Genomic DNA, 14,118 nt, shown 5'->3' with positions numbered 1-14,118 from the left:
GGCCCGCGTCAGAGCCAGCCGCTGCGCCGGAAGGCCCGGTACAGCGTCACGCACGCGACGGATATGACGCCGATGACCATGCCGTAGCCGTACCGCCAGTGCAGCTCCGGCATGTGCTCGAAGTTCATGCCGTACACACCGCAGACCATCGTCGGCACGGCGATGATCGCGGCCCACGCCGTGATCTTCCGCATGTCCTCGTTCTGCGCGACCGTGACCTGCGCGAGGTGCGCCTGCAGGATGGAGTTGAGCAGTTCGTCGAAGGCGGCGATCTGCTCCTTCGCCCGCAGCAGATGGTCCGAGACGTCGCGGAAGTACGCCTGTATCTCCGGGTCGACCGCTCGGATCGGCCGGGTGGCGAGATCCTCCAGCGGGCGGCTGAGCGGCACCACGGCCCGCTTCAGCTCGAGGAGTTCACGCTTGAGCTGATAGATGCGCCCCGGGTCGGCGCGCGCACCGGTCTCCGCGAAGACATCCGTCTCGACCTGGTCGATGTCCGCCTGCATCGAGTCCGTGACGGTCAGGTAGTCGTCGACCACGTGGTCCGCGATCGCGTGCAGCACCGCGGAGGGACCCTTGGCCAGCTGGCCGGGATCGGACTCCAGCTCCTCGCGCAGCGGACCCAGCGAGCCGTGCCGGCCGTGCCGCACGGTGATCACGAAGTCCTCGCCCACGAACACCATGATCTCGCCGGTGTTCACCACCTCGCTCGTGGCCGTGAGTTCCTCGTGCTCGACGTAGCAGACCGTCTTGAACACCGCGAAGAGCGTCTCTCCGTACCGCTCCAGCTTGGGGCGCTGGTGGGCCTCGACGGCGTCCTCGACGGCCAGCGGGTGCAGGTCGAAGAGCTCGGCGATGCCCGCGAACTCCTGGTCGGTCGGCTCGTGCAGGCCGAGCCAGACGAAGCCCTCCCGGCTCTTGCGCACCCGCTCCACGACATCCACCAGATCGCCGCGGGCGGGGGTGCGGACGCCGTCCCGGTACGTCACGCAGTTCACCACCGAGGAGCCCAGCGGGGAGCGGGCCGGGTGACTCAGGTCGACGCGCGGGCGCCGCCGGGCCAGCCGAGCCACCTTGCGAAGGCCGCCGACCCCGCCGAGGCTCGTGACCTTCCGCAGATTCCCTGCCATGGACATCCGGATCTCCTTGCGTGGAACTCCTCGCGCCGTTCCTGCGCCTTGCCGCGCCAGTCTGCCAGGCCCACGTGAGCTGCGGGTAAGCCTGTGGAAACGACTCATTCCGCTTTGTTCCCGGCTGTGGACGAACGACTCGCCGGTGCCGTTGTTCTGAGACATCGACGCGTGCCGGTGCGGCGCGGTTCTCCTTACCGGAGCGTCGACGATTAGGAACAAGTCAGACAAATGGGATGATCGCGGCATGACGCGAACCGATGGGCACGTCCTCGACAACCGGCAGACCGAGGCGGCAGAGCACTTCAGCGCCTTCGCCGCCCTCTTCGACCCCACGACGTTCCGGCATCTCGAAGCACTCGGCGTCGGATCCGGCTGGCGGTGCTGGGAGGTCGGCGCCGGCGGCCCGTCCGTGGTGTCCTGGCTGGCGAAGAAGGTCGGCCCGACCGGACGCGTCGTCGCGACCGACGCCGACACCTCACGATTCGCCCGGGGCGCCCGGCCGCCTGTCGAGGTCCGAGTCCACGACCTCGGCACGCAGGACCCGCCGGGGGAGGGCTTCGACCTGGTGCACGCCCGCCTCGCCCTCGTCCACGTCACCGACCGGCGGCGGGCGTTGCGGTCCATGGCCGACTCTCTGCGCCCCGGCGGGCGCCTCCTCGTAGAAGATGTCGACCCCGCCCTTCAGCCCCTGCTCTGTCCCGATGAGTACGGCCCAGAGCAGCAGCTCGCGAACCGGCTGCGGCAGAGCTTCCGCAAGCTGCTCGCCGACCGCGGGACCGACCTCCCCTGCGGCCGCACCCTCCCGCGCCTGCTCCGGGAGGTCGGCCTGACCCGCGTCCAGGCCGACGCCTACTTCCCCATCGCCTCACCGGCCTGTGCGGCCCTGGAGTCCGCCACGGTCCGCCAGATCCGCGACCAGCTGGTCACCGCGGGCCTCGCCACGGAACAGGACATCCAGCGGCACCTCATGAACGTCACGTCCGGCACGCTCGACCTCACGACGCCACCGATGATCTCGGCGTGGGGGCGCAAGCAGTAGCCAGGGGTGGCGCGGGCGTGGGACGTCAGCTGGGCAGGGCGGACTGTAGAGGGGGGTCTGCTCCTCATCAGCCGGGCAGAGCGACCTGCCCCGCATTAGCCCGGCCAGAGGCGACCTGCCCCGCATTAGCCCGGGCAGAGGCGACCTGCCCCGCATTAGCCCGGGCAGAGGAGACCTGCCCCGCATCAGCCGGGCAGAGGCGGCCTGCCGCCCACCCGCTCCACTGCCCGTGCACCCGCCCGGCAGCCCTCCTCCGCCGCCTTCTCCGGCGCGGCGCCCGCGAGCAGGGCGCCGAGGAACGTGCCGGTGAAGGCATCACCGGCGCCCGTGGTGTCCCGCGGCGTCGCCGGCACTGCGGGAACCCGGGCGCACACCTTCCCCGCACGGGCCACGAGTGCTCCCTCACGCCCCTGCTTGGCGACGACCAGCGGGATGCGCAGGCTCAGCTCGGCCGCCGCGTCGGCCGCGTCGGCCAGCCCCGTCAGCAGGCACGCCTCGTCCCGGCTGGGCAGCAGCACGTCCACGCCCTCGACGAGCTCCAGGAAACGCTCGACGCCCAGCTCGGTGAGGAACCCGGCCGACGCCGGGTCCAGACTCACCGGCACCGCACGCGCGCGTGCGGCCTTCAGAGCCACCGTCACCAGCGCGCGACCCGGTTCTGAGAACAGGAGGTACCCCGACAGATGCAGCCGGGCCACCCCGTCGAGCAGTGCGTCCGACCAGTCGGCGGGGTCGAGCCGGAACGCCGCGCCGCTGTCGGTGAGGAACGTCCGCTCCGCCGAAGCCTCCCGGTCCACCAGGCAGATCACCATGCCGGTCGGCGCCCGCTGGTCGACGACGAGGTGCGGGCGCACGCCGTGGGCCGCCAGTTCACGCTCGTGCCAGGCGGCCGCATCCGCGCCCACGCGCCCGAACAGCCGTACCTCCGCCTCACCCCGGTGTGCCGCCCAGCACGCCACGTTGGCGCCCGCCCCGCCCGGCACCGTCCGGATCGAGGCCACCGTGTCCGTGCCCGCCGCGAGCGGCCCCCCGTACCGCGCGACGACATCGGTGATCACGTCCCCGACGACCAGCAGCGCCGCGCCCTCCTCGGAGCGCTCGTCGCGTTGCGTGGAGTGACCGGTCCCGGTCCCGGCCTCGATGCCGGTCACCTCCGGGCCCAGGCCGCCGCGATCCGCGCCGCCAGGCGTACATTGCCGCGGACCGCCGCCAGATTGGCGCTCAGGGAGGCCCCGTCGGTGTGCCGCACCAGATGGTCGAGCAGGAACGGCGTGACCGCCTGGCCGGTGACTCCCGCCTCCTCGCACGCGTGCAGCGCGTCCGCGAGCACGCGTGCGTGCAGCTCCGGATCGAGCTGCTCCTCCTCAGGGACGGGGTTGGCGACGATCAGCGCCGACTCCGGCTCGGCCAGCGCGTCCTGGGCCCGCATGACGCCCGCCACCTGCTCCGGCGTCCGCAGCGTCCAGTCCACCGGATGCCCCGAGTCGGACAGATAGAAGCCCGGGAACCTCTCGGTGCCGTAACCGGCCACCGCGACACCCAGCGTCTCCAGCCGCTGCAAGGTCGCCGGCACGTCCAGGATCGATTTCACCCCCGCGCACACCACGGTGATCCTGGTCCGCGCCAGCAGACCGAGGTCCGCCGACTCGTCCTGCGTCACCGTCCACTCCCGGTGCACTCCGCCGAGCCCGCCCGTCGCGAACACCCGTACGCCCGCCCGCGCCGCCAGCAGCGCGGTCGCCGACACCGTGGTCGCCCCGCTCGCCCCGGATGCCAGCGCGAGCGGCAGGTCGCGGTGGCCCAGCTTGCGGATCCCGTCCTCGTTCGCGACCCGCTCCAGCTGCTCCTTGTCCAGTCCGACAAGGGGCCGCCCGTCCAGCACGGCGATCGTCGCGGGCACTGCCCCCTCATGCCGGACGGCCGCCTCCAGCTCCAGGGCCACCTGGAGGTTGCGCGGACGAGGCAGCCCGTGGGCGATGATCGTGGACTCCAGGGCAACCACGGGCTGCCGCGCCTCGAGCGCCGCCCGTACCTCTTCCGACATCACCAGCACCACGCGCCTGCCTCCTGTCAGTCGGTCCTCCCTCATCTCTGGCGGGCGGCGCGCCGGGTCAAACACTTGCGGGCCGTCGCGGACGTCACGAGCCTGGAGTGCATGACGGACCACATCGCACGTCTCGACCACGTCGTCCTCTGGGTGCGCGACCCGGTCGCCGCCGCCGACTTCTACGAGAAGGCCGTCGGCATGGAGACGGTCAGGCTCACCGAGTTCGCCGCGGGCAAGGTGCCGTTCCCCTCCGTGCGCGTCAACGACGAGACCATCCTCGATCTCATGCCGCTGACCTTCGCGGAACGCATGAAGATGCTGCCCGGTGCCGCCGACAGCGCCGGCCACCCCGTCAACCACGTCTGCCTGTCCCTGCCCCGCGGCGACTTCGACGCCCTTCTCGGCCGCCTCGAGGAACGCGCCGTACCGGTGTCGGAGCTCTCCTACGACTCCTTCGGAGCCCGGGGCAAGGCCACCCGCAGCTTCTACTTCCGGGACCCGGACGGCAACGTCTTCGAGGCGCGGCACTACGACTGACCGGGCCCGGGACCTCAGGCAGGCCCGAGACCTCAGAAGAGAGGCTCGGGCAGCACCCCTTCCAGGGCGAGCAGCTTCCGCTTGGTCTCCAGGCCGCCCCCGAATCCGCCGATGCCGCCGCCGCTCTCGACGACCCGGTGGCAGGGCACCACCACCGGCAGCGGATTGGCGCCCATCGCCATGCCCACGGCCTGTGCGGCGCCCGGCTGACCGACCCGCCCGGCCAGATCGCCGTACCCGACGACCGTGCCGTACGGCACACCCGAGGCCAGTTCCCGCAGGACCTCCCGGTTGAAGCCGGAGATCAGCGACCAGTCCAGCGGCAGGTCGAAGTCGCGTCGCTCACCCGCGAAGTACGCCCCGACCTGACGTATCGCCTCGGCCAGCAGCGGGGAGCCGGGCGCCTCGACGGGCTCGGTGCCCAGGCGCGACGCCAGCCGCTCGACCGCCCGGTCCCGCACCGCGTCCGTGGCATGGAACACGACGCTGACCAGGCCCTCGCGGGTCGCGGCCAGCAGCAGCGGACCGATGCCGGTGTCGACGACGCTCCACACGACCCGCTGCTCAACCTGCCCATGGCTGTCCATGCGCCCACCGTACGGCCCGCCACTGACAACGCCGCCGCGGCGGCAGGGCCGGCAGGCGGCTCCCGGGGCGGCGGATCACCCGCCCACGGCCTCCCGCACCACGTCCGGCTTGTTCGTGATGATCCCGTCGACGCCGTACCGGGCGACCCGCTTGGCCGTGGCCGCGTCGTCGACCGTCCAGGTGAAGACCTCCATGGGCGCGCCGTGCGGTCCGTCGAACCCCTGGACGGCGGAGACGTACGCCGTGGAGAGCGAGCCGTACGACGGGTTGATCTGGTCGGCGAAACCGGCGTAGGAGGACAGCTCCGACACCGGGGGCGTCCCCAGGAAGCCGGTCTTCACCCCGGGCTTCAGCTCGTGGACCGTCCGCACGCTGTCCGCGCTGAAGCTCTGCACGATCAGCCGGCCCGCCAGATGTGACTTGTCGAGCCAGCCTTCGTTGCTGAGCACCTTGAGCGTCTGGCGCTCTATGCCCGGATACAGCTCCGGGTTCTTGATCTCCAGGAGAAGCTTCTGGTGGTGCCGCTCGAGACGGTCCACGAACTGCTCCAGCGTCGGCACGCGCGCGCCCGCGTAGGCGGGGCCGAACCAACTGCCCGCGTCGAGACGGGCGATCTCGGCGGCGGTGAAGTCCTTCACCTTCCAGGGGGCCCGCCCGGGGAAGACCTCCTCGACATCGGTGGTGCGCCGCAGGTTGTCGTCGTGTACGACCACCAGCTCGCCGTCCCTGGTCTGCTGGACGTCGTTCTCCACCCAGGGGATGCCCAGCTCCGCCGCCTTGTCCACGGCGGCCAGCGTGTTCTCGGGCGCGTACGCGGAAGCGCCCCGGTGGGCGATGACCAGCGGCACTCCCTCGGCGTCCGCTGCCCCCGCGGGGGAGACGGGGACGAGGAGAGCGGCGGTCCCCAGGAGTGCGGTGGTGGAGGCGGCAACAGCGCGCGCGTGCATGCGTACTCCTCGCGTGAGCGTTCGGCGGCATCACAGACAGATCAACTGTGACAGCAGAGGGTCAACGCGAGAGGGGTGCAGGATGGCCACAGGTTGAACGCAGATGACCCAAGTCCGCTCACTGGTGCCGCACAACTGGGGCAAGGCCGTGTTTCTTTGCCGGAAAGTCGTTCGACCATTCCGGTGGGAGTCATACTCTCTGCGTCAACCCTGACCGCTCGTGCGGTCCTGGGAGGGGGGCACATCAGGAGTTCCGGGACGCAAAGGGCGGGAAGGACAGCCGCGCATGCAGGGCACGGTCGACGGATTCAGCTACGGCCTGGTCACACCCCTGGTGGCCTACCTCATGGCCTGCCTCGGCGGCGCCCTGGGGCTGCGGTGCACCACCAGATCCATGCTCGTCGCCCAGTCGTGGCGCCCCGGCTGGCTCGCCCTCGGCTCGGCCGCCATCGGCTCCGGCATATGGACCATGCACTTCGTCGCGATGATGGGATTCACGGTCCAGGAGACCCCGATCCACTACGACAAGACGATGACCTTCGGGAGTCTCGCCGTGGCGATCGTCATGGTGGGCATCGGGGTCTTCATCGTGGGCTACAAGGGCGCCCGGGGAACGGCCCTGTTCACCGGAGGCACCATCACCGGCCTGGGCATCGCGTCGATGCACTACCTCGGCATGGCCAGCATGCGCCTTGACGGGAAGCTCGAGTACAACACCTTCACCGTCGGCATCTCCGTCGCGATCGCCATGTGTGCCGCCACCGCCGCGCTCTGGGCGGCCGGCCAGGTCCGGGGATTCCTGTGGAGCGTGGGCGCCAGCCTCGTCATGGGGCTCGCCGTCAGCGGCATGCACTACACCGGCATGGCCGCCCTGGACGTCCACCTCCACGGCACGGGCGAACCCACATCGGGAGAGTCGCCGGCGGCCCTGCTCGCGCCCATGCTGATCGGCCCGCTCGCCTTCCTCCTGCTCGCGGGTGTCGTGGTGATGTTCGACCCGCTGATGGTCATGGGGAAGCCCACCGTCGCCCCCGTCGAGCAGAAGCCCGGCATCCCCGCCCACACCCACAGCGCCGTCCACCACTCCGCGCACCGCATGCGGTTCCGCCCCCGCCGCACCGTGGAGCACAGCCGCTCCCGAACCCCGCAGAAGCGCTGATCGGAGCCCGTTGTCAGTGCGGGGTCGTACGGTGGATTCCATGCGGCCCGTTTCCCAGATCGAACGCACGGTGGCGCCCTTCGAGGTCGTCAGCCCCTACCAGCCGAACGGCGACCAGCCGACGGCCATCGCCGATCTCGCCCGGCGCGTCCAGGCAGGCGAGAAGGACGTCGTCCTGCTCGGCGCGACCGGCACCGGCAAGTCCGCCACCACCGCGTGGATGATCGAGAAGCTTCAGCGCCCCACACTCGTGATGGCGCCGAACAAGACACTGGCCGCCCAGCTGGCGAACGAGTTCCGCGAGCTGCTCCCGAACAACGCCGTCGAGTACTTCGTCTCGTACTACGACTACTACCAGCCCGAGGCGTACGTCCCGCAGTCGGACACCTACATCGAGAAGGACTCCTCGATCAACGAGGAGGTCGAGCGCCTGCGCCACTCCGCGACCAACTCGCTGCTCACCCGCCGCGACGTCGTGGTGGTCGCCTCGGTCTCCTGCATCTACGGCCTCGGTACGCCTCAGGAGTACGTGGACCGCATGGTCCCCCTCAGGGTCGGCGACGAGTTCGACCGGGACGAGCTGCTGCGCCGCTTCGTGGACATCCAGTACACGCGCAACGACATGGCCTTCACCCGCGGCACCTTCCGCGTCCGCGGCGACACCATCGAGATCTTCCCGGTCTACGAGGAGCTGGCCGTCCGCATCGAGATGTTCGGCGACGAGATCGAGGCGCTCTCCACCCTCCATCCGCTCACCGGCGAGATCATCAGCGACGACCAGCAGCTGTACGTCTTCCCGGCCTCCCACTACGTCGCAGGACCCGAGCGCCTGGAGCGGGCGGTCAACGACATCGAGAAGGAGCTGGGCGAGCGCCTCTCGGAGCTGGAGAAGCAGGGCAAGCTCCTGGAGGCCCAGCGCCTCAGGATGCGCACCACCTACGACATCGAGATGCTCCGCCAGATCGGCTCCTGCTCCGGCGTCGAGAACTACTCGATGCACTTCGACGGCCGCCTGCCCGGCTCCCCGCCCAACACCCTGCTGGACTACTTCCCGGACGACTTCCTCCTCGTCATCGACGAGTCGCACGTCACGGTGCCCCAGATCGGCGCCATGTACGAGGGTGACGCCTCCCGCAAGCGCACCCTCGTCGACCACGGCTTCCGGCTGCCCTCCGCACTGGACAACCGCCCCCTGAAGTGGGAGGAGTTCCAGGAGCGCATCGACCAGACGGTCTACCTGTCGGCGACCCCCGGAAAGTACGAGCTCTCCCGCGGGGACGGCTTCGTCGAGCAGATCATCCGCCCCACCGGCCTGGTCGACCCGGAGGTCGTCGTCAAGCCCACCGAGGGCCAGATCGACGACCTGGTGCACGAGATCCGGACGCGCACCGACAAGGACGAGCGCGTCCTGGTCACCACGCTCACCAAGAAGATGGCCGAGGACCTCACGGACTACTTCCTGGAGCTGGGCATCCAGGTGCGCTATCTGCACAGCGACGTCGACACCCTGCGCCGTGTCGAGCTGCTGCGTGAGCTGCGCGCGGGCGAGTACGACGTGCTCGTCGGCATCAACCTCCTGCGGGAGGGCCTCGACCTGCCCGAGGTGTCCCTGGTGGCGATCCTGGACGCCGACAAGGAGGGCTTCCTGCGCTCCGGCACCTCCCTGATCCAGACCATCGGCCGCGCCGCGCGCAACGTCTCGGGCCAGGTCCATATGTACGCCGACAAGATCACCCCGGCGATGGAGAAGGCCATCGACGAGACCAACCGGCGCCGGGAGAAGCAGATCGCGTACAACACGGAACAGGGCATCGACCCCCAGCCCCTCCGCAAGAAGATCAACGACATCGTCGCCCAGATCGCCCGCGAGGACGTCGACACCGAGCAGCTGCTCGGCTCGGGCTACCGACAGGGGCGCAAGGACGGCGGGGGCGCCAAGGCGCCCGTGCCCTCCCTGGGTGGCAAGGCCGTCGACGGGGCCAAGCCCGCCAAGGGCAAGGGCAAGGCCAAGGAGACGGTCCCGACCGACCGCCCCGCGGCCGAACTCACCGAGCAGATCGAGGAGCTGACCACGCGCATGCGGGCCGCCGCCGCGGACCTCCAGTTCGAGATCGCGGCCCGGCTGCGCGACGAGGTCTCCGAGATGAAGAAGGAACTGCGCCAGATGAAGGAGGCGGGCCTGGCCTGACAGCGGACCGCGTACGCGCAGTGTTGCAACACCGACACAAAGCGCGGACCGGGCTACGTCACTGTCAGTGCCCCTGCGTAGGGTTCTGGTCAACCGCGAATGCGCGGCAACAGGGGACGTTCGAGAGGGGAATCAGCGCGTGACCGTCAACATGACCAAGGGTCAGGCCATCAGTCTGCAGAAGAGCGACGGCGGCAGCCTGACCGCGGTGCGGATGGGTCTCGGCTGGCAGGCGGCTCCCCGGCGCGGCCTGTTCGGCTCTCGGACGCGCGAGATCGACCTCGACGCATCCGCCGTCCTGTTCGCGGACAAGCAGCCGGTCGACGTCGTCTTCTTCCGCCACCTGGTGAGCGACGACGGCTCGGTGCGCCACACCGGCGACAACCTCGTCGGCGGTGTCGGCCAGGGCGGCGACGACGAGGCCATCCTCGTCGACCTCTCCCGTGTCCCGGTCCACATCGACCAGATCGTCTTCACCGTGAACTCCTTCACGGGCCAGACGTTCCAGGAGGTGCAGAACGCGTTCTGCCGCCTGGTCGACGAGACCAACGGCCAGGAGCTCGCCCGCTACACACTGGCCGGCGGCGGCCAGTACACGGCTCAGATCATGGCGAAGGTGCACCGCTCGGGCCCGGGCTGGTCGATGACGGCCCTGGGCAACCCGGCCAACGGCCGCACCTTCCAGGACCTCATGCCGACGATCCTGCCCGTCCTCTAAGGCCTCAGGAGGCAACCGCTCGGGGCGGGCCGGCGAGCGGCACACGACACCACACAACGACACAGGGGGACGAAGGCGATGACGGCCGAGCTGGTGCGGGGGCAGAACCACCCGCTCTCCCAGGCCCGTCTCGAGATCCGGGTCTCGGCCGGCGCGCCGATCGTGACCGCGGCCGCGCTCAGCGACGAGACCGGCAGGATCCACGGCGTGGAATGGGTGGCCCATCCGGGCGCACCCACCCAGCCCGGTCTCGAGGTCTCCCGGCAGGCCGCCGCCGACCACCGCCTCGCGGTGGACCTGGACGCCCTGCCGGAGGCCGTCCACCGTGTCGGTGTGCTGCTCGCCCTGCCCGCCGGCGGGGCGGGCCCGGTCCGTTTCGGCGCCGTCGCCGCCCCGTTCGTCGCCGTCACCGGCCTCGACGGTGGCGAGATCGCCAGTTACACCCTCACCGGCCTGGACACCGAGTCGGCCGTGGTCGCCCTGGAGCTCTACCGCCGGCAGGGCGCCTGGAAGGTGCGCGCCGTCGGCCAGGGCTATGCGGGCGGCCTCGCCGAACTTCTCACCGACCAGGGCCTGCCCCAGGCCCGGCAGCTCGCGGGCGGCATCGACGAGGCGGTGGCCCGAGGGCTGGCCCGTTCGGTCCAGGCGCCCCCGCCGCGCACCGCGGAGGGCGACCGTTCCCGCCAGACCGCGACCCCGGCCCTCGGCCCGGACCAGGGCGGCACGGCGCCACAGGGCGCCCCCGGCCCCGTACCGCCCACGTCCCCGTACGGCGTGCAGCCGCCCAGCGTCCCGGGACAGCCCGCACCGCAGTCGCCGTACCCCGGCACGGCACCGGATCCTTCCGCCGTCACCCAGCCGTCCGGGCCCACCGCGGGCGGCCCGATCGACTACAGCCATCCGCGCCGCCAGAACGCCGCTCCGCCCCCGCCGCCGCCCACCGCACCCCCTGCCGCCCCCGGGCAGCCCGCGCAGCCCGTGGCGGGCGACGCGACCGGCTGGTCCATGGAGGAGCGGCTCTACAACCAGGTGTGGGGCATGTTCGAGGACCTGGCCCGCACCGCCGCCGCCTACCGCAGCGCCGTCGACTTCGCAGAGTCCCGTATGGACAAGGAGCTGGAGCAGGTCCTGTCCGACCCTCGCAGCCGGATCGGCGGGCAGGGTGACGCCGCCCGTGAGGCGGCCCGCGCCCGGCACGCACAGCTCGTCGCCCAGGCCAGGGAGGCCCTCGAACGGGACCTCTCCCAGCTCACGGCCGAGGCCGACGTCGTCGAACCGGCCCTGCCGCCGGCGTACGCCCGCTGGGACAACCCGGTGTGGCATGCCTACCGGCCGCCGATGGAGATCCCCATGGCGCTGCGCCTGGGCGACCTCCGTCTCCCCGAGGCCGACCGGATCCGTATCCCGATGCTGGTCCGGCTGCCGCTGGAGCGCGGCCTGTGGATCGACAGCGGCCACACCGGATCGTCCGACGGTTCGTTCACCGACTCGCACGCCATGGGACGTCTCGCCATGGAGACGGCGGTCGCGCACGCGGCCCGGCTGCTCGCCGTCTATCCGGCGGGTGAGTTCACCGTCCATGTCATCGACCCGGCCGGCTCGGGGGCGCAGCCCCTGACACCTCTCGTGCGGACCGGTGTGCTCTCCGCCCCGCCCGCGCTCGGCGCCGCAGGGGTGGCGGACGTGCTGGCGCGGCTCACCCAGCGGGTCGACCTGGTGCAGATGGCGGTACGGGGAGGCGTCGCCGACTCCCTGCCGCCCGGCTTCGACACCTCGCAGCAACTGCTGATCGTCAACGACTTCCCGCACGGCTTCGACGACCGTGCCGTGAACCAGCTGCGCTACCTCGCCGAAGAGGGTCCCGCCTTCGGCGTTCACCTGATGATGGTGGCCGACCGTGAGGAGTCCTCCGGATACGGGCCTTTGCTCGACCCGCTGTGGCGTTCGCTGTTGCGACTGACGCCCGTGCCCGACGACCACCTCGCCGACCCGTGGGTCGGTCATGCCTGGACGTACGAGCCGTCGCTGGTGCCGTCCGGCAGTCAGGTCCTCCAGCAGGTGCTCAGCCAGGTCGCGGCGGCCCGCACCAAGTACTTGTAAAGCTCCCTGACCAGGGATTTTGGCCTTTCTTTTGCCAAGCGCTTTACCTGTTCTTGGTGATTGCGGTACTGTTGTCGGCACGGAGGGGAGTACTCCCTGTCTGCTGCGACGTACCCGTCAATACGGATCCGGCCAGATCCCGGGGCGTCGGCCCATCCTTGGGTGGAAGAGACCTCCGGCAGCGACGACGCTGACATTTGCCGTTAACGACTGCCGGAGGCGCAGTGGATGTTTCCGTGACCCTATGGGTCCTGACGATCGTGGGCCTCGCCGCCCTGATCGCGGTCGACTTCTTCATCGGCCGCAAACCGCACGACGTGTCGATCAAGGAAGCCGGGATCTGGACGGTCGTCTGGATCGTGCTTGCCGCGCTCTTCGGGCTCGGTCTGCTGGTGTTCGGCGGCGGCCAGCCCGCCGGTGAGTTCTTCGCGGGCTTCATCACCGAGAAGTCGCTGAGCGTCGACAACCTCTTCGTCTTCGTCCTGATCATGGCGAAGTTCGCGGTGCCCTCGCAGTACCAGCAGCGCGTTCTCCTGATCGGTGTTCTCATCGCCCTGGTCCTTCGGGCCATCTTCATCGCCGCCGGCGCGGCGATCCTCGCCAGCTTCGCCTGGGTGTTCTACATCTTCGGCGCCTTCCTCATCTACACCGCGTGGAAGCTCATCCAGGAGGCCCGCGCGGACGAGGACGACGAGGACTGGGAGGAGAACAAGCTGCTCAAGGCCGCCGAGCGCCGCTTCGGTGTGGCCGACCGGTACCACGGCACCAAGCTGTGGATCCAGGAGAACGGCAAGCGGGTCATGACCCCGATGCTGGTCGTGATGCTCGCGATCGGCACCACCGACGTCCTGTTCGCCCTCGACTCCATCCCCGCGATCTTCGGCCTGACGCAGGACCCGTACATCGTCTTCACGGCCAACGCGTTCGCCCTGATGGGTCTGCGTCAGCTGTACTTCCTCATCGGCGGCCTGCTGAGGAAGCTGGTTCACCTCAGCTACGGCCTGTCGATCATCCTGGGCTTCATCGGCGTGAAGCTGGTGCTCCACGCACTGCACGAGTCCGGGGTGCACGTCCCCGAGATCAGCATTCCGGTATCGCTCGGCGTGATCTGCGCCGTCCTGATCGTCACCACGATCACCAGCCTGCGCGCTTCCAAGAAGCAGGCGGCGGCCGAGGCGGCGCAGGGGCAGAGCGGAAGCGCTCCGAAGGACAGCATCGACGTCTGACCGCGTCGGACGTAGGAACAACCATCACCGGGACCGGTGGCCGGCGAATTGCCGACCGCCGGTTCCGGTGCTTGCTTGTTTGCTGAGCGCGTTCCTCGGTCCGGGGGCGCCGTGGCCGGCTGGAGGTGCCATGAAGTTCGTGCAGATCATCGACTTCGAGACCGAGCGCTTGGACGAGATGGAGCAGGTGTTCGAGGAGGCGGGGCAGCGGCTCGCCGGCCGGACGGGTGGCCCCACGCACCGCATCCTTCTGAAGGACCGCGACAACCCCCGCCGCTATCTGGCGCTGATCGAGTTCGATTCGCACGAGGAGGCCATGCGCAACAGCGACGACCCCGAGACCAGCAGGATGGCGGAGCAGTTGGGCGCGCTCTGTGTCGGCGAGCGGGTCTACACCAACTGCGACCTCTTGGACGCGAGCGAGCTCAAGTAGCCC

General features: G+C 70.2%; 13 protein-coding genes. 8 read left to right on the top strand and 5 right to left on the bottom strand.

The features are described from left to right. Positions 1 to 8 precede the first annotated feature (8 nt). Positions 9 to 1,136, bottom strand: coding sequence for a magnesium and cobalt transport protein CorA (locus ACFT32_RS39565; RefSeq protein WP_382498844.1), 1,128 nt, complete (start codon positions 1,134 to 1,136; stop codon positions 9 to 11). A gap of 241 nt (positions 1,137 to 1,377) precedes the next feature. Between ACFT32_RS39565 and ACFT32_RS39560 the strand changes: the two genes are divergently transcribed. Beyond that, positions 1,378 to 2,172 (top strand): methyltransferase, encoded by a 795-nt coding sequence (locus ACFT32_RS39560; RefSeq protein ID WP_382498842.1) that lies wholly within the window; start codon positions 1,378 to 1,380, stop codon positions 2,170 to 2,172. Between the two features lie 185 nt (positions 2,173 to 2,357). Here the strand turns inward: ACFT32_RS39560 and ACFT32_RS39555 are convergent, their stop codons facing one another. Then, a complete protein-coding gene (locus ACFT32_RS39555) occupies positions 2,358 to 3,314 on the bottom strand; it encodes a carbohydrate kinase family protein (RefSeq protein ID WP_382499184.1) in 957 nt (318 codons plus the stop codon). Between the two features lie 5 nt (positions 3,315 to 3,319). After that, positions 3,320 to 4,228, bottom strand: a complete 909-nt coding sequence (locus ACFT32_RS39550) for a pseudouridine-5'-phosphate glycosidase (protein ID WP_382498840.1) — start codon at positions 4,226 to 4,228, stop codon at positions 3,320 to 3,322. A gap of 99 nt (positions 4,229 to 4,327) precedes the next feature. Between ACFT32_RS39550 and ACFT32_RS39545 the strand changes: the two genes are divergently transcribed. Then, on the top strand, positions 4,328 to 4,756 hold the full coding sequence (locus tag ACFT32_RS39545) for a VOC family protein (RefSeq protein ID WP_382498838.1): 429 nt from the start codon (positions 4,328 to 4,330) through the stop codon (positions 4,754 to 4,756). A gap of 32 nt (positions 4,757 to 4,788) precedes the next feature. On the opposite strand, the gene ACFT32_RS39540 is transcribed toward ACFT32_RS39545, so the two are convergent. Both ACFT32_RS39540 and ACFT32_RS39535 read right to left on the bottom strand, forming a co-directional pair. Beyond that, positions 4,789 to 5,343: a methylated-DNA--[protein]-cysteine S-methyltransferase gene (locus ACFT32_RS39540; RefSeq protein WP_382498836.1), complete on the bottom strand. Its 555-nt coding sequence runs from the start codon at positions 5,341 to 5,343 to the stop codon at positions 4,789 to 4,791. Positions 5,344 to 5,418: 75 nt separating this feature from the next. Further along, the gene (locus ACFT32_RS39535) at positions 5,419 to 6,291 is read right to left on the bottom strand and encodes a glycerophosphodiester phosphodiesterase (RefSeq protein ID WP_382498834.1); all 873 of its coding nucleotides are present in this window, start codon (positions 6,289 to 6,291) and stop codon (positions 5,419 to 5,421) included. Positions 6,292 to 6,577: 286 nt separating this feature from the next. Here ACFT32_RS39535 and ACFT32_RS39530 point away from each other — a divergent pair, with 286 nt between their 5' ends. The 6 genes from ACFT32_RS39530 (at position 6,578) to ACFT32_RS39505 (ending at position 14,115) form a co-directional block, all read left to right on the top strand. Next, positions 6,578 to 7,450: an MHYT domain-containing protein gene (locus ACFT32_RS39530; RefSeq protein ID WP_382498833.1), complete on the top strand. Its 873-nt coding sequence runs from the start codon at positions 6,578 to 6,580 to the stop codon at positions 7,448 to 7,450. Between the two features lie 40 nt (positions 7,451 to 7,490). Continuing rightward, on the top strand, positions 7,491 to 9,638 hold the full coding sequence (gene uvrB / locus ACFT32_RS39525) for an excinuclease ABC subunit UvrB (RefSeq protein WP_382498831.1): 2,148 nt from the start codon (positions 7,491 to 7,493) through the stop codon (positions 9,636 to 9,638). 139 nt (positions 9,639 to 9,777) lie between these two features. Continuing rightward, a complete protein-coding gene (locus ACFT32_RS39520) occupies positions 9,778 to 10,356 on the top strand; it encodes a TerD family protein (RefSeq protein ID WP_382498829.1) in 579 nt (192 codons plus the stop codon). Between the two features lie 78 nt (positions 10,357 to 10,434). Next, entirely contained in the window at positions 10,435 to 12,456 is a 2,022-nt protein-coding gene (locus tag ACFT32_RS39515) for a TerD family protein (protein WP_382498827.1), read from the top strand. 224 nt (positions 12,457 to 12,680) lie between these two features. Continuing rightward, positions 12,681 to 13,682: a TerC/Alx family metal homeostasis membrane protein gene (locus tag ACFT32_RS39510; RefSeq protein ID WP_382498824.1), complete on the top strand. Its 1,002-nt coding sequence runs from the start codon at positions 12,681 to 12,683 to the stop codon at positions 13,680 to 13,682. Positions 13,683 to 13,812: 130 nt separating this feature from the next. Next, the gene (locus ACFT32_RS39505) at positions 13,813 to 14,115 is read left to right on the top strand and encodes a hypothetical protein (RefSeq protein ID WP_382498821.1); all 303 of its coding nucleotides are present in this window, start codon (positions 13,813 to 13,815) and stop codon (positions 14,113 to 14,115) included. The last annotated feature ends 3 nt before the right edge of the window (positions 14,116 to 14,118 follow it).

It is taken from the genome of Streptomyces sp. NPDC057002 (assembly GCF_042673825.1).
Lineage (GTDB): Bacteria > Actinomycetota > Actinomycetes > Streptomycetales > Streptomycetaceae > Streptomyces.
The sequence above is the reverse complement of the archived record's forward strand: the minus strand, read 5'-3'. Positions and strand labels throughout refer to the sequence as shown.